Source organism: Trinickia sp. LjRoot230 (assembly GCF_964253315.1).
Lineage (GTDB): Bacteria > Pseudomonadota > Gammaproteobacteria > Burkholderiales > Burkholderiaceae > Trinickia.
The window spans coordinates 493,867-509,306 of the sequence record NZ_CAXUQX020000001.1 but is presented as its reverse complement, the minus strand read 5'-3'; the positions used below and the strand labels follow the sequence as shown (position 1 = coordinate 509,306).

Sequence of the window (15,440 nt, the reverse complement as noted above, 5' to 3'; positions counted from 1 at the left end):
AGACTAGCGCTTTCTCCCTATTTCGTTTTTCCGCACATGGCCCAATACGTTTTCACCATGAATCGGGTCGGCAAAGTCGTGCCGCCCAAGCGTCAAATTCTCAAGGACATCTCACTGTCCTTCTTCCCGGGTGCAAAGATCGGCGTACTGGGCCTGAACGGCTCGGGCAAATCGACGCTCATTCGCATCATGGCCGGCGTCGATCACGACATCGAAGGCGAAGCCACGCCGATGCCGAATCTGAATATCGGCTATCTGCCGCAAGAGCCGCAGCTCGATCCGGATAAAACGGTCCGCGAAGCGGTGGAAGAAGGCCTCGGCGACGTCTTCAGCGCGCAAAAGAAGCTCGACGAGATCTACGCCGCCTACGCGGAACCCGACGCCGACTTCGACGCGCTCGCAGCCGAGCAAGCAAAGTACGAAGCCATTCTCGCGGCAAGCGACGGCGGCAGCCCCGAGCAACAGCTCGAAGTGGCCGCCGATGCGCTGCGCCTGCCGCCGTGGGATGCGTTGGTCGCGCATCTGTCCGGCGGCGAAAAGCGCCGCGTCGCGCTCTGCAAGTTGCTGCTCGAGAAACCCGACATGCTGCTGCTCGATGAGCCGACCAACCACTTGGATGCCGAATCAGTCGACTGGCTCGAGCAGTTCCTTACGCATTTTCCGGGCACGGTCGTGGCAGTCACCCATGATCGCTACTTCCTCGACAACGCGGCCGAGTGGATTCTCGAACTCGATCGCGGCCACGGCATTCCATGGAAGGGCAATTACAGCAGCTGGCTCGATCAGAAAGAAACGCGGCTAAAGCAGGAAGAAGCGTCCGAATCGGCTCGCCAAAAAGCGATTAAGAAAGAACTCGAATGGGTGCGGCAAAACCCGAAGGGCCGGCAGGCGAAATCGAAGGCGCGTATCGCGCGTTTCGAAGAGCTGAGTAGCCAGGACTATCAAAAACGCAACGAGACGCAGGAAATCTTCATCCCGGTGGGCGAGCGGCTCGGCAATGAGGTCATCGAGTTCAAAAACGTGAGCAAGGCCTACGGCGAGCGCCTGCTCATCGACAATCTGAGCTTCAAAGTGCCGGCCGGCGCGATCGTCGGCATCATCGGGCCGAACGGCGCGGGCAAGTCGACGCTCTTTCGCATGCTCACAGGCCAAGAGACGCCCGATTCAGGCGAAATCGCAGTTGGGCCGACGGTCAAGATGGCCTACGTCGGCCAAAGCCGCGATGCGCTCGACGGCTCGAAAACGGTATTCGAGGAAATCTCCGGCGGCGCCGATGTGCTGACGGTCGGCCGATATGAAACCCCGTCGCGCGCCTACATCGGCCGGTTCAACTTCAAAGGCGCCGATCAGCAAAAGCTGGTGGGCAATCTGTCAGGCGGCGAACGGGGCCGCTTGCATCTGGCCAAGACGCTGATCGCCGGCGGCAATTTGCTGCTGCTGGACGAGCCGTCGAACGATCTCGACGTCGAAACGCTGCGCGCGCTGGAAGACGCGCTGCTCGAGTTCGCCGGCTCGGTCATGGTGATTTCGCACGATCGATGGTTCCTCGACCGCATTGCGACGCACATCCTCTCGTTCGAAGGCGAATCGCAAGCGGTGTTCTTCGATGGCAATTATCAGGAGTACGAAGCGGACAAGCGCAAGCGCCTCGGCGAAGAAGGCGCAAAGCCGAAGCGGCTGCGCTACAAGCCCATCACACGATAACGATAAGCAAGCGCCGCGCATGCGGCGCGCTCATACTCATGTCAGGTGCCGACGGCGACGCCAAGTTCGCGCAGACGCGCCTCGGTCGTCGCCGCGCTCGTATGATGCACGCCCTGCCAGCCGAGCGAAGTCGCGGCACGGGCGTTCTTGATGTTGTCGTCGATGAAGACGATCTCGTTCGGTGCCACGCCCGGCAAGTGCCGCTCGATACGCGAGAACATTTCGGCGTAAATGGCCGGGTCCGGTTTGACGAGTTTCACATGGCCCGACACGACGATATCGCGAAAGCGCCGTAATACGTCGAACCGCTCCCACGCCCACGGGAACGTCTCGGCCGACCAGTTCGTGAGCCCGAAAAGCGGCACGCCGGCTGCCTCCAGTTTCTCGACAAGCGCCGCGCCTTCAGCGATCACGCCGCCTATCATTTCGTGCCAACGCGCATAAAACGCACGAATCAATGCTTCATGCTCGGGAAAACGCGCGACGAGTTCACCGGTGCCTTTGTCGATCGGCTGCCCGCCGTCTTGCTGCACGACCCAATCCATCGAACAGACCTCGGTCAGAAACCGCCGGCGCTCGAATTCGTCCGCAATCAGTTTGCGATACAGATAGTCGGGGTTCCAATCGATCAGCACACCGCCGAAATCGAACACGACAACTTTTGCAGCCATGCAGCACACTCCCGCAGGTTCGAATCAAATGGCGCGCGTGCGCGCCTCGAGCCATGCCTTGGCATCGCCCGACAGATGGGGCGATACGCGCTCGCGCACGGTCTCGTGATAAGCGTTGAGCCAGGCGCGCTCGTCGTCGCGCAACAGCGTGAGCGCAATTGCGCGCGTGTCGATCGGGCACAGCGTCAGCGTTTCGAAGTCGAGGAATGCGCCAAATTCGGTTTCGCCGGCCGCGCGGCTCAAGACGAGATTCTCGATGCGCACGCCCCACAGGCCCGGCCGGTAAATCCCCGGCTCGACCGACGTAATCATCCCTTCCTCCATCGCCGTATAAGCCTCGGCGCTCGCGTAGTGAGAGATGACCTGCGGGCCCTCATGGACATTCAGAAAGTAGCCGACGCCGTGCCCCGTGCCGTGACCGTAGTCGATGCCCGCTTCCCAGATCGGCGTGCGCGCGATCGCATCGAGCATCGGCGAACGGATGCCGCGCGGAAAGCGCGCGCGTGACAGCGCGATCATGCCTTTGAGCACGAGCGTGAAGTCGCGTTGCTGCGCCTCGGAGACCGTGCCGACCGGCACCACGCGCGTGATATCGGTCGTGCCGCTCAGATATTGGCCGCCGGAGTCGATGAGCAGCAGCCCGTTGCCGGCGATCCGCGCATGGGATGCCTCGGTAGCCCGATAGTGTGGCATGGCGCCGTTCGCATTGAAGCCCGCAATCGTCGCGAAGCTCGGGCAAATGTAGCCCGGCTGCCTTACCCGCGCGGCCGTGAGCCGTTCGTCGATCGTGAGCTCCGTGATCGTCTCGCGTCCGAGCGCCGGCTCGAGCCACGCGAAAAATTCAGCGAGCGCCGCGCCGTCTTGTTCCATCGTCGTGCGCACATGCGCCGCTTCGGACGCCGTCTTGCGCGACTTCGCAAACGTCGACGGATTGACGGCCTCCACCACCGCCACCGTCTGCGGCACGGCCTGACGCAGCCCGTGCGTTACGCGGCGCGGGTCGATCAGCAGCGTCGCGCCGGCGGGCAGCGCGGCGAGCGCGGCGCTCGCGCGTTCATACGTCTCGATGGCGATACCATCCCGCGCCAGCACGGCCGCAAGCTCGGCCGAGATTTTGCCGGCACTCACGAAGAGCGTCGCGGTCTCGAGCCCGATCAGCGCATGCCCGACGAAGACCGGATTGAAGCTGACATCGGCCCCGCGCAAATTGGTGAGCCAGGCCAGATCGTCGAGCGTGGAAACGAAATGCCATTGCGCACCCTTTTCCCGCATCGCGTGGCGGATCATTTGAAGCTTGGTCGTGCGATTCACGCAAGCGTAAGGCATGCGGTGCTCAAAGACGGCGCCCGCCGGCAACCCAGGGCGCGCCGGCCAGGCGGTCTCGAGCAAATCGATGTCGGTACGCAGCGCAATGCCGCGCGCGCCAAGCGCATCGGCCAGCGCACGCGCCGCGGACAATGCCAGCACGGTGCCGTCCACGCCGACGGTCGCGCCGGCCGGCAACCGCTGCGCGAGCCAATCAAGATGCGGCTGCGATTGCTGCCCGGCCGTCATTTTCATCAGTTCCACGCCGGTGCCTGCAAGCTGCGCAGCCGCCTGCACCCAATAGCGGCTGTCGGTCCATACGCCCGCGAAATCGGCTGTGACGACGAGCGTACCCGCCGAGCCCGTGAAACCCGACAGCCACTGCCGGCCCTGCCAACGCTCCGGTAAATATTCGGACAGATGCGGGTCGGACGATGGCACGACGTACGCGGCGACGCCCTCGCGCACCATCGCGTCGCGCAGCCGCGCAATGCGCGCAGCAATAGCCTCGTCGAGTACGGTTGAGTCGGAATGTCGGTTGTTCATAGGTTCACCTGTTTTTATCGGCGAGCGGCGAGGCTGACCGTCACCGCAACGGCGATCAGCGCGACAGCCGTGCAGATCGGCCATTCGAGCACGCCACCATCGTAAAAGAGGCCCGCCACATTGCCCGCCATTTCAGCGGCGCCCGCCGCAACGACGCCGACGAGCACTGCGACAAACGGGCGCACGCGGCTTGCCCGGTACCGCGGGTGTAAGCGCCAGCCGGCCAGCCCAACGACGATGCCCAGCACGATCAACCCCGGCCAGCCCATCAGGCGCCTCGCGTCGGTCTGGACGCGCAATGGGGTGCGAGGAAGCGCCGCAAGGTGGTGAATCGCATGGTCGTGTCTGTCGATGTGAAGCTGGGCGTAACGGATGGAGAAAGGATGCGTTCGAGCAAGGTACCGGTGGCAGATGCGCCCGCTGCTATGCAAGTAAGCCGCGTGGCATGCGGCCGAGGGCACCGTCTCAAAAACATGGAACCGTTATAATACCCGGCTGGAATCCCAGTGCCGCCCTATTAACCTGGCGGTTACGCCTGCCCCCGCATATGCAACTGCTCACGATCGGAATCAATCACCACACGGCGCCCGTCGCGTTGCGCGAGCGTGTGGCGTTCCCGCTCGAAGCAATCGAGCCCGCGCTCGGGGGGTTGCGCACGCTGTGGGCCGGGCGCGCCTCGCTCGGTGCGCCCGAGGCCGCCATTTTGTCGACCTGCAACCGAACCGAGCTTTACTGCGCGACGGACGACCGCGCGCCCCGCGAAGCGGCCATCGAATGGCTCGCGGGTTATCACGGCATGGATGCTGCCGAGCTTGCGCCGCACGTCTACGCGCTGCCGCAATCGGAAGCCGCGCGCCATGCCTTTCGCGTGGCGTCGGGGCTCGACTCGATGGTGCTCGGCGAAACGCAGATTCTCGGCCAGATGAAAAGCGCGGTGCGGGCTGCGTCAGACGCTGGCGCGCTCGGCACCTACCTGAATCAGCTGTTCCAGCGCACGTTCGCCGTGGCCAAGGAAGTTCGCGCGACCACGGCCGTCGGCGCCCAGTCGGTTTCGATGGCCGCCGCGGCCGTGCGCCTTGCCCAACGCATCTTCGACACCATCTCGAACCAGCGTGTGCTGTTCATCGGCGCGGGCGAAATGATCGAACTGTGCGCCACGCACTTTGCGGCTCAGTCGCCGCGCGAGCTCGTTGTTGCGAATCGCACAGCCGAACGCGGTGCGAAGCTGGCCGAGCGCTTTCGCGGGCATTCGATCCCGCTCTCCGAGTTGCCCGCCCGCATGCACGAATTCGACATCATCGTCTCGTGCACCGCGTCTACGCTGCCGATCATCGGTCTGGGTGCAATGGAACGCGCCGTGAAGGCACGCCGTCGCAGGCCGATTTTCATCGTGGATCTGGCGGTGCCGCGCGATATCGAGCCTGAGGTCGCCAAACTGCCTGATGTGTTTCTCTATACCGTCGACGATCTGGGTGCGATCGTCCGCGAAGGCAACGCGTCGCGGCAAGCGGCCGTGGCCGAGGCCGAAGCGATCATCGAAACGCGGGTGCAGCAATTCATGCAGTGGCTCGATGCGCGCAGCGTCGTGCCGGTGATCCGCCACATGCACACGCAAGCCGACGCGCTGCGGCGCGCCGAACTCGAACGCGCGCACAAGATGCTTGCGCGCGGCGACGACCCGGCCGCCGTGCTCGAGGCAATGTCGCTCTCACTGACGAACAAGCTGATTCACGGACCGACGCACGCGCTGAACCGCGCGAGCAGCGATGACCGCGCCACGCTGGTCGAGCTGCTCGGCGGCGTTTATCGGCACGCGAAACCGTCCGAACATTAGCGACGCTGCGCGTTCTTGGCTCGCAAGCCGCCGTGCAATTCGCCGTCGCGCACCGCCTCCGCCTTATCGATTCCTCTTCCTTCCGGGAGCCCCGCTCCATACCATGAAAACGAGCATGCAACAGAAGCTCGATCAGCTGACGACACGGCTGGCCGAACTGAACGACCTGCTAAGCCGTGCCGACGTGACAGCGAATATGGACCAGTACCGCAAGCTGACCCGCGAGCACGCCGAGATTGGCCCCGTCGTCGCCCATTACGCCCAGTGGCGGCAAGCCCGCACCGATGCGGCCACCGCGCAAGAGTTGCTGGCTGACGTGTCGATGCGCGAATTTGCCGACGAAGAGGTGCGTGCGGCACGCGACAGGATGGGGCGGCTCGAAAACGAGTTGCGCACGATGTTGCTGCCGAAGGACCCGAATGACGAGCGCAACATCTTTTTGGAAATTCGGGCGGGCACGGGGGGCGACGAATCGGCTCTCTTCGCCGGCGATTTACTGCGCATGTATCTGCGCTATGCCGAACGGCAGCGCTGGCAAGTGGAGATGATTTCGCAAAGCGCATCCGATCTCGGCGGTTACAAGGAAGTGATTGCACGCATTGCGGGCCAGGGCGCTTATTCCCGGCTCAAGTTCGAATCGGGCGGGCACCGCGTCCAGCGCGTGCCGGCCACCGAGACGCAGGGGCGGATTCATACGTCAGCCTGCACGGTCGCGGTGATGCCGGAGGCCGATGAAATCGGCGAAGTCGAAATCAATCCGGCCGACTTGCGCATCGATACCTTTCGCGCGTCGGGCGCGGGCGGCCAGCATATCAACAAGACCGATTCGGCCGTGCGCGTCACGCACTTGCCGACGGGCATCGTGGTCGAATGCCAGGACGACCGCTCGCAGCACAAGAACAAGGACCGAGCGCTGAAGGTGCTCGCCGCGCGCATCAAGGACAAGCAGTCCCACGAGCAACATGCGAAGGAAGCGGCCACGCGCAAGAGCTTGATCGGCTCGGGCGATCGATCGGAACGCATTCGCACCTATAACTTCCCGCAAGGGCGGCTGACCGATCATCGGATCAATCTGACGCTGTACAAGCTCGAATCAATCATGGACGGAGAACTCGACGATCTGATAGCCGCACTCGTCAGCGAACATCAAGCCGAGTTGCTCGCCTCGCTCGGCGATGCGGACTGAACGGCGAACGGTGAACGAGATCGAACGCGTTCACGCGCATCGCTTCTTGCGGCCATGATGACCTCTCGGAACTCCCCGGTCTCTCGCGCAACAGGGACAGCCCAGACAGCGGCAGCGCTGCTGCGCGCCTCGCCGCTGCCGGCGCTCGAAGCGAGGATCTTGCTCGCGCACACGCTGGGCTGGCGGCGAACGGAACTGATCACGCGCGACGATGAGCCGCTCGGCGAACCGGAAGTCCTCGCGTTTCATGCGCTCGAGACGCGCCGTGCCGCGGGCGAGCCGATAGCACAACTGATCGGCAGCCGCGAGTTTTACGGCCTCCAGTTCGAAGTCACACCCGACGTGCTGATTCCTCGCCCGGAGACCGAGCTGCTCGTGGAAACGGCGCTAGCCGCAATCGAAGGCGTCAGCGCGCCGCGCGTACTTGATCTTGGTACTGGCAGCGGCGCGATTGCCATCGCCATTGCGTCGGCCCGGCCCGACGCGCGCGTATGGGCGCTCGATCGCTCCGAACACGCGCTTGCGGTCGCGGCGCGCAACGCCGCCAGGCTGCTCGACCCGCGGCGCGCCGGCGGCACGTTGACGCTGCTGCAAAGCGATTGGTACGCCGCGCTCAATGCAGCTTTGTCGTTCGACGCGATCGTTAGCAACCCGCCATACATTGCGGCCGGCGACCCGCACCTGGCAACGGGCGACCTGCGCTTCGAGCCGCGCGGCGCGCTGACCGACGAGGCTGACGGGCTCTCTGCGATCCGCCTGATCGTCGCCCGCGCACGAGAATTTATTGCGCCGGAAGGTGAGCTCTGGGTGGAGCATGGTTACGACCAAGCCGCTGCCGTGCGCGCGATCTTCGTCGAGAACGGCTTCGCCGCCGTGTGCTCGCGCGCCGATCTGGCCGGCATCGAGCGCATCAGCGGCGGCACGGCGCAGCGCGCTGTGCGGGGCTGACCGGCGCCCCGGACAGCGCCGGCCCGACGCCGCGAAATCCGTTATCATTTCGAATTATCTTCCCCGTTCCACACGCCGTGCCTGCCACGGAGTCAAGGCCAGCCATGAATACGCAACAACGCATCAAGCAAATCGTCGACGAAAACGCTGTCGTGCTCTTCATGAAGGGCAACGCGCAGTTCCCGATGTGCGGCTTCTCGGGGCGCGCCGTTCAAATTCTGAAGGCATGCGGCGTCAATCAATTCCAGACCGTCAACGTCCTCGACGACGACGAAATCCGCCAGGGCATCAAGGAATTTTCGAACTGGCCGACCATTCCGCAGCTTTATGTGAAGGGCGAATTCGTCGGCGGCTCGGACATCATGATGGAGATGTACGAATCCGGCGAGCTGCAGCAACTGTTCGCGGCGGCCTGAGCTAGAGACCGAGGCCGAGACCCGATTGGCGTCCGCCCCTGCTGCGCCGCACGCGATGCAAGCGTCCAGCCAGCCCCCGCGCCGGCTCATCGTCGCGATAACGGGCGCCACGGGCGCCATCTACGGGGTGCGCCTGCTCGAAACGCTCAAGCAACTGGGCGGCGTTGAATCGCATCTGCTCATTTCGAGCGCCGGCTGGCTCAATCTGCAGCATGAGTTGAATCTGACGAAAAACGACGTCCATCCGCTTGCCGACGTCGTCCATTCGGTGCGCGACGTGGGGGCCAGCATTGCGTCGGGTTCGTTCGCGACCGACGGCATGATCGTGGCGCCTTGTTCGATGAAGACACTCGCGAGCATTGCGCACGGGCTGGCCGACAACCTGATCGCGCGTGCGGCCGATGTCACGCTCAAAGAGCGGCGCCGGCTCGTGCTGCTGGTGCGCGAAACGCCACTGAACCTCGCGCATCTGCGCAACATGACAGCAGTGACAGAAATGGGCGGCGTGGTGTTTCCGCCGCTACCTGCGTTCTATAACAAGCCGGCATCGATCGACGATCTCGTGAACGACACCGTCGCACGCGTGCTCGACATGTTTGCACTGGGGCCGGCGCTGACGGCCGCGTGGCCGGGGCTGCGCGGCGAGCCCGAATAGCGGCCGGGGTTATCCGCGATAAGCGTTGCCGCTGGTTGCGGACCTTTGTTGCGGGCCTTTGTTCCGCCCTTTATCGCCCGAGGCCCGTTCTCTTCCTTCTACGCTCGCTGCAATGCGGCCACTACGTCATGTCTCGTCTACCCTCGATTTATCTGTCCCACGGCGCGCCGACGCTGCCCATCGACCCGTCGTTGCCGTCGGGCGCCTTTCAGACGCTGGCTACCGACTTGCCGCGCCCGCGCGCCGTGCTGATGCTGTCGGCGCATTGGTGCACGCAAGCGAGCGTGGCCAGCACTTCACCGACGCCCGAGACCATCCATGATTTCCGCGGCTTTCCAGCCGCGCTTTACGAGATCCAGTACCGCGCACCCGGCGCTCCTGCGCTTGCGCAGCAGGCCGTTGCGCTGCTGCAAGCGGACGGTATCGAAGCGGCCACGGCCGAGCACGGGCTCGATCACGGCGCCTGGGTGCCGATGCTGTTGATGTACCCGGAAGCCGACGTGCCGATCGCGCAGCTATCGATCCAGCCGCGCCGCGACCCGGCGCATCATTTCCGCGTGGGCCGCGCGTTGCGCTCGCTTGCCGATGACGGTGTGATGATCGTCGGCTCGGGCCAGATCACGCACAATCTGGGGGCGGCAGATTTCGGCGCGGACCCCGAAGATGCGGACCCGCGCGTGGCGGAGTTCACCGAGTGGTTCGAGGCGCGGCTCGCGGCGCGCGACGTGGACGCGCTGTGCGAGTACCGGCGGCAGGCGCCGCACGCCGTGCTGATGCATCCGACCGACGAGCATTTGCTGCCCGTCTTCGCGGCATTGGGCGCGGCGCCTGATGACTATGAACTTCGGATCCAATCGCTTGGCACTTATCAGCGGGCACTCGCGATGACGAACTATGTCTTTAGCGCGCCCGAGGTGAAGGAAAGCTAAGCAATTAAACGCCGACGCCCTCGAGGATGTCTTCCTCGGGCTCGCGTTCGTCCAGATAATGCGTGCGATAGCCGCTATTGACGCCCCAGTAATAAAAGACGAGCGAGATGGCGGCTACGATGCCCATATCCCATCCGTATGGCAACACACCGGTGCCGCCGAATTCCTTGCTGCCGATCAGCGAGAGCAAGGCCATCGTCGGCAAGTACGCCACGAGCCACCTGGCGGCCTTCCAATCGCGGCCCCAGCCGCCCCAGCCAGATTTGCCCTGATAGTAAAAGTAGACGGGCAGCGCCACGACCATCAGCAAAATGATTTCGCCGGTAAGCGGCCATTTCGCCCAATAAAGCACCAGCGAGGCGCACACGAACGCGAACGGCGAAATCACGCGCATCAGCGGCAGGCGCAGCGGGCGCGCAACCTCGGTCGCCGAGCGGCGCAGCGCCATCAAGCTGACCGGCCCCGTCAGATATGAGATGACGGTTGCGACCGAAATGACGGCCGCGAGCGAACTCCAGCCACGGAAGAAGAACAGGAAGATGAACGAGACGAGCAGGTTGAACCACATCGCGTTGCGCGGCACGCCATAAAACGGGTGCACGTTGCCGAACATCTTCGGCATCGTGTTGTTGCGCTCCATCGCGTAGATCATGCGCGTCGTCGTGGCCATGTAGGTCGTGCCGGTACCGCTCGGGCTAACGAAGGCGTCGACGTAAAGCATGATCGCGAGCCAATTGAGGTTCAATGCGATGGCCAGTTCCGCGAACGGCGAGGCGAAGTTGAAATGTCCCCACCCTTTGGCGACATCAGCGGGGTTCACTGCGCCGATATAGGCGACCTGCAAGAACACATAGATGACGAGCGCCAGCAAGATCGAACCGATCACGGCAAACGGGACGCTCTTGGCCGGGTTGCGTGCTTCTCCTGCGAGATTGACCGGGCTTTGGAAACCATTGAAGCTGAACACGATGCCGCTCGTCGCCACGGCCGTAAAGACGGCCGACCAGCCGAACGGCGCGAAGTCGCTTGCCTGGCCAAAATTCCCCCGATGAAAACCGGTAAACAAACCAATGATCGTGAGGCCCGGGATCAGAAACTTGAAGACGGTAATGGCCGTATTAGCGCGTGCGAATACCTTCACGCCCCAGTAGTTGAGCATGAAATAGACAATAACGAGTAACGCGGAAAGCCCTATGCCCATTGGAGTCAATGATTCGTCGACAAAGAGCGCATGGGCCCAGGGGTAAGGCCAGGTGCTCATGTATTGGATCGATGCTTCCGCTTCGATCGGAATCACGGAAACGATTGCGATCCAATTCGCCCAAGCGCTGATGAAGCCGACCAGGGCGCCATGCGAATAACGTGCGTAGCGAACCATCCCGCCGGATTCCGGGAACATCGCGCCGAGCTCGGCATAGGTCAGCGCAATGGCGAGAATCACAATGGCACCGATGACCCATGCACAGATTGCGGCGGGCCCGGCAATCTTCGCGGCCTTCCAGGCGCCGAAGAGCCACCCGGACCCGATGATCGAACCTAGTCCCGTGAGCATGAGCGCGACGGGACCGATGTTCCGTTGAATAGAACTTTTCACAACCTCTCCTTACGAATATCGAATTGCCGAGGGCGCATGCACATCGCCCCTTATGCGGCGGCCCACAGCGCCGCAACCGGGCGCAACCCAGCCACGCGGCGCGTAGTTTACCGGCTGCGCCCAATAAAGGGGCATGGAATGATCTGGCACTGTGAAAAAACGGCGGCGCTGACTAAGGCGCGGGCGAGCGAGATAATCCCCTCGCTGCTTTGCGGAATTAAGTTGACCTCTCAGAACTTTCGCCGTATAACGTCGGGGCAGGATTTCAAGTGGCGCGTGTGAATCGGTCTTTCGTAGTTCGCCTTCAGGTACTCCGGTTGGTCCTATTACCCTTCCTTGATTTTCATGCACCTCGGGCTTCGGCCTTGTTCACTCATTTTTAGGAAACAGTAATATGGAAACCGGTACCGTCAAGTGGTTCAATGACGCGAAAGGCTTTGGCTTCATCACGCCAGATGGCGGCGGCGAAGATCTCTTCGCGCATTTCTCGGAAATTCGCGCAGAAGGCTTCAAGTCGCTTCAAGAAAACCAAAAAGTTCAGTTCGAAGTGAAGACTGGCCCCAAGGGCAAGCAAGCGGCTAACATCAAGCCCCTGTAAGTTCGTTTAAGGTCTGGGTCTTTACCAGACCACCAAAAACCCCGCTTCACGTGCGGGGTTTTTTTGCATTTGGCGCTTGCATTGGCATTGACGTTCACGCGAACACCGCGCGCGCGTAAATGCCCAAGCCCGTTGCAACGCTCGCAAGCCGGTCACCGAACACCGGATGCGCATGGCCGAAGGCTTCGGCCAGCGCACGCGTCAGGAATGCCAGCCCGGTCGAACCACCCGTGAAATAGATGGCCTGCACATCCCGATGCGCCACGCCTGCGCGGCGCACGGTTTCGTGCGCGGCCTCGACGATGCGGCGCGTTTCTTCGATCGATGCCTCGACAAGCTCGGCCTCGTCAAATGCGAGCCGCAACTCGGCTTCGACTTGATCGAGATCGATCGACGTCGCGCCGCCCGCCGCTACGCCGATCTTCGCTTCTTCCGCCCGCGCGGCGAGCGCATGACCCAACCGCTGCTCGACCACGCGAAGCAACCGCTCGTGATGCGCCACGTCGACATAAAGGTGGCGCGTCAACCGCAGCTCGCCGATGCGCTTGCCCGTGTAGACCGTGTTGATCAGATGCCATGTCGCGAGGTCGAAGTAGATTCGACTTGGCACCTCGCGCCCTTCCGGGTCGAGCGCTTTGTAGCCCAACTCGCGCATGATCGTCGCGAGCTCCACGCGCCGGTCGAAATCAGTGCCCGCGACGTGAACGCCATGATGCGCGAGCACATCGTCCTTGCGCTCGATGCGACCCACGCGCTCGGGGCCGACGCGCACGAGCGAAAAATCCGAGGTGCCGCCGCCGATGTCGGCCACGAGCACGAGCCCTTCGTTCGTCAAACGCGATTCGTAGTCGAACGCCGCCGCAATCGGTTCATATTGGAAATGCAGCTCGCGCAGGCCGGCGCCCCGTGCGGCGGTCTCCAGTTGCTGCTGCGCGAGTAAATCGGCGCGTGGGTCGTCGTCGACGAAAAACACCGGGCGACCGAGTACGGCGCGCGTAATCGGGGCCTGTGCGCGTGCTTCAGCTCGCGTTTTCAGATAAGAGAGAAACAGCGTGACGACGTCGGTGTACTTGATGGCCGAGCCATCGCCGAGTTCGGTCGTACCCTCCGCCAGCGTCGAGCCGAGAATACTTTTCAATGAGCGCATCAGGCGCCCATCGAAACCATCGATGTAGGCCTCGAGCGCCGCACGACCATAGGCGCACGTATTTTCATCAGTATTGAAAAAAACGGCGGTCGGCAATGTCGCATGGTCGCCCTCGACCGGCGCAAGCTGCACCGTGTCCGCTGCAGGCAAGGCGACAGCCGAATTCGACGTGCCGAAGTCAATCGCGCAATAAGTCATCGCTGGCATGGCGTCACGCTTCACGCATACGGGTGGGGAGCGGCTTTTTATCACGAACGCAGTTCGCGGGCAACCGAGCAACACGAGCAAGGTCGATACCGAGCGCCCCGATATCGGCCAAATCCGCTCGCGGCGACCGGCCAGGAACGAGGCTTGCTCACCTTTGCTACTCGCCCCTCATCGTGCGCCTTGCGGCGTGCTTTCACCAGGAGATTGATCGCGTGAGCCGGCCCGCACTCGACACCGTCACCAGCCCCAGTGCCGCAGACATCATCGAAACCGATCTGCCGTCGCGTCTCGATCGCCTGCCGTGGGGGCGCTTTCATACGCTGATTGTGGCGGCGCTCGGGGTGACCTGGCTGCTCGACGGGTTGGAGGTCACGCTCGCGGGGGCGGTCGCTGGCGCACTGAAGGCTAGCCCCGTGCTGCGCTTTTCGAACGCCGACATCGGGTTCGCGAGCAGTGCTTATATCGCCGGCGCGGTGCTCGGCGCACTCGGCTTCGGCTGGCTGACCGACCGTCTCGGCCGACGCAAACTCTTTTTCATCACGCTGTCGCTCTACCTCGCGGCAACCGCTGCCACGTCGCTCTCGTGGAACCTCGCAAGTTTCGCGCTTTTCCGTTTTCTGACGGGCGCCGGTATCGGCGGCGAATATGCGGCCATCAATTCGACGATTCAGGAGTTCACGCCCGCCCGCGTGCGCGGTTGGACCGATCTCGGCATCAACGGGACATTTTGGGTCGGCGCGGCGCTCGGTGCCGGTGGTTCGCTGGTGCTGCTGGACCCTCGGCTTTTTCCGGGCGATCTCGGCTGGCGGGCCTGCTTTTTTATCGGCGCGGCGCTCGCCTTTGTCATTGTGTTCATGCGCATGTGGGTGCCGGAAAGCCCGCGCTGGCTGCTTACGCACAACCAGCCGCACACGGCACGCGAAATCGTAGAGGCCATCGAGGCACGCTTTCATCGCGCGGGCCGTGCTCCGACCGCTGAGGCGGTTCGCACGTTGCGACTCGCCAAGCGCACGCATACGCCGCTTCGCGAAGTGTTTCACGCGCTATTCGTGCTCCACCGTCGGCGCTCGCTCGTCGGACTGTCGCTGATGACGGCGCAAGCCTTTTTCTATAACGCAATTTTTTTTACCTACGCGCTCGTGCTGACCGAGTTTTATCACGTGCCCGGCGCGCACGTCGGTTGGTATCTGCTGCCGTTCGCGCTCGGTAATTTTCTCGGGCCGCTGGTACTCGGGCGCGCCTTCGACACACTCGGCCGCCGGACCATGATCGCGTTCACTTACGCGATTTCAGGTGTTCTGTTGATCGGCAGCGGCTACCTGTTCGAGCGGCAATGGCTCGACGTCGTGCAGCAAACCGCGGCATGGATGGTGATCTTCTTCTTTGCCTCGGCCGCCGCGAGTTCCGCTTATCTCACCGTGAGCGAATCGTTCCCGCTCGAAATCCGCGCGCTCGCCATCGCCATCTTCTATGCGCTCGGCACGGGCATCGGCGGGGTCGCCGGGCCCGCGCTCTTCGGATATCTGATCGACACGCATGAGCGCAGTGCCGTCTTCGAAGGCTATCTCGTCGGCTCGGGCCTGATGCTCGCCGCCGCGCTCGTAGCCGCGATATGGGGCGTCGACGCAGAGCGCAAGTCGCTCGAGCATGTTGCGTTGCCGCTTTCCGCGCTGCGCGACGAGGAATGATTCGTTAGTTAG

14 protein-coding genes are annotated in these 15,440 nt (G+C 63.1%); 9 read left to right on the top strand and 5 right to left on the bottom strand.

The annotated features are described in order from the left end of the window. The first annotated feature begins 36 nt into the window (after positions 1 to 36). On the top strand, positions 37 to 1,704 hold the full coding sequence (gene ettA, locus ACSQ20_RS02495) for an energy-dependent translational throttle protein EttA (protein ID WP_436017122.1): 1,668 nt from the start codon (positions 37 to 39) through the stop codon (positions 1,702 to 1,704). 41 nt (positions 1,705 to 1,745) lie between these two features. Here ettA and ACSQ20_RS02490 read toward each other — a convergent pair whose 3' ends face one another. The 3 genes from ACSQ20_RS02490 to ACSQ20_RS02480 are packed head-to-tail and all read right to left on the bottom strand — an operon-like array spanning position 1,746 to position 4,495. Further along, entirely contained in the window at positions 1,746 to 2,375 is a 630-nt protein-coding gene (locus tag ACSQ20_RS02490) for an HAD family hydrolase (RefSeq protein WP_436017120.1), read from the bottom strand. Between the two features lie 24 nt (positions 2,376 to 2,399). Beyond that, the gene (locus tag ACSQ20_RS02485) at positions 2,400 to 4,226 is read right to left on the bottom strand and encodes an aminopeptidase P family protein (protein WP_436017118.1); all 1,827 of its coding nucleotides are present in this window, start codon (positions 4,224 to 4,226) and stop codon (positions 2,400 to 2,402) included. Positions 4,227 to 4,240: 14 nt separating this feature from the next. After that, positions 4,241 to 4,495: a hypothetical protein gene (locus tag ACSQ20_RS02480; RefSeq protein WP_436017116.1), complete on the bottom strand. Its 255-nt coding sequence runs from the start codon at positions 4,493 to 4,495 to the stop codon at positions 4,241 to 4,243. 278 nt (positions 4,496 to 4,773) lie between these two features. Between ACSQ20_RS02480 and hemA the strand changes: the two genes are divergently transcribed. The 6 genes from hemA (at position 4,774) to ACSQ20_RS02450 (ending at position 10,194) form a co-directional block, all read left to right on the top strand. Continuing rightward, complete coding sequence (gene hemA, locus ACSQ20_RS02475; RefSeq protein WP_436017114.1) at positions 4,774 to 6,060, top strand: glutamyl-tRNA reductase; 1,287 nt, start codon at positions 4,774 to 4,776, stop codon at positions 6,058 to 6,060. A gap of 103 nt (positions 6,061 to 6,163) precedes the next feature. After that, a complete protein-coding gene (gene prfA, locus ACSQ20_RS02470) occupies positions 6,164 to 7,246 on the top strand; it encodes a peptide chain release factor 1 (protein WP_436017112.1) in 1,083 nt (360 codons plus the stop codon). 57 nt (positions 7,247 to 7,303) lie between these two features. Beyond that, a complete protein-coding gene (gene prmC, locus ACSQ20_RS02465; protein ID WP_436022875.1) occupies positions 7,304 to 8,194 on the top strand; it encodes a peptide chain release factor N(5)-glutamine methyltransferase in 891 nt (296 codons plus the stop codon). A 104-nt stretch (positions 8,195 to 8,298) separates the two neighbouring features. Next, positions 8,299 to 8,610: a Grx4 family monothiol glutaredoxin gene (grxD, locus tag ACSQ20_RS02460; RefSeq protein ID WP_436017110.1), complete on the top strand. Its 312-nt coding sequence runs from the start codon at positions 8,299 to 8,301 to the stop codon at positions 8,608 to 8,610. A 55-nt stretch (positions 8,611 to 8,665) separates the two neighbouring features. Continuing rightward, the gene (locus ACSQ20_RS02455) at positions 8,666 to 9,265 is read left to right on the top strand and encodes a UbiX family flavin prenyltransferase (RefSeq protein WP_436022873.1); all 600 of its coding nucleotides are present in this window, start codon (positions 8,666 to 8,668) and stop codon (positions 9,263 to 9,265) included. Positions 9,266 to 9,393: 128 nt separating this feature from the next. After that, positions 9,394 to 10,194, top strand: coding sequence for a DODA-type extradiol aromatic ring-opening family dioxygenase (locus ACSQ20_RS02450; RefSeq protein ID WP_436017108.1), 801 nt, complete (start codon positions 9,394 to 9,396; stop codon positions 10,192 to 10,194). A gap of 4 nt (positions 10,195 to 10,198) precedes the next feature. On the opposite strand, the gene ACSQ20_RS02445 is transcribed toward ACSQ20_RS02450, so the two are convergent. Continuing rightward, on the bottom strand, positions 10,199 to 11,788 hold the full coding sequence (locus ACSQ20_RS02445; protein WP_436017106.1) for an APC family permease: 1,590 nt from the start codon (positions 11,786 to 11,788) through the stop codon (positions 10,199 to 10,201). A gap of 394 nt (positions 11,789 to 12,182) precedes the next feature. On the opposite strand from ACSQ20_RS02445, the gene ACSQ20_RS02440 reads away from it, so the two are divergent. Next, complete coding sequence (locus tag ACSQ20_RS02440) at positions 12,183 to 12,386, top strand: cold-shock protein (RefSeq protein WP_436017104.1); 204 nt, start codon at positions 12,183 to 12,185, stop codon at positions 12,384 to 12,386. Between the two features lie 94 nt (positions 12,387 to 12,480). On the opposite strand, the gene ACSQ20_RS02435 is transcribed toward ACSQ20_RS02440, so the two are convergent. Continuing rightward, positions 12,481 to 13,731, bottom strand: a complete 1,251-nt coding sequence (locus tag ACSQ20_RS02435; protein WP_436022871.1) for an Hsp70 family protein — start codon at positions 13,729 to 13,731, stop codon at positions 12,481 to 12,483. Between the two features lie 221 nt (positions 13,732 to 13,952). Here ACSQ20_RS02435 and ACSQ20_RS02430 point away from each other — a divergent pair, with 221 nt between their 5' ends. Then, the gene (locus ACSQ20_RS02430) at positions 13,953 to 15,428 is read left to right on the top strand and encodes an MFS transporter (protein ID WP_436017102.1); all 1,476 of its coding nucleotides are present in this window, start codon (positions 13,953 to 13,955) and stop codon (positions 15,426 to 15,428) included. Positions 15,429 to 15,440 lie beyond the last annotated feature (12 nt).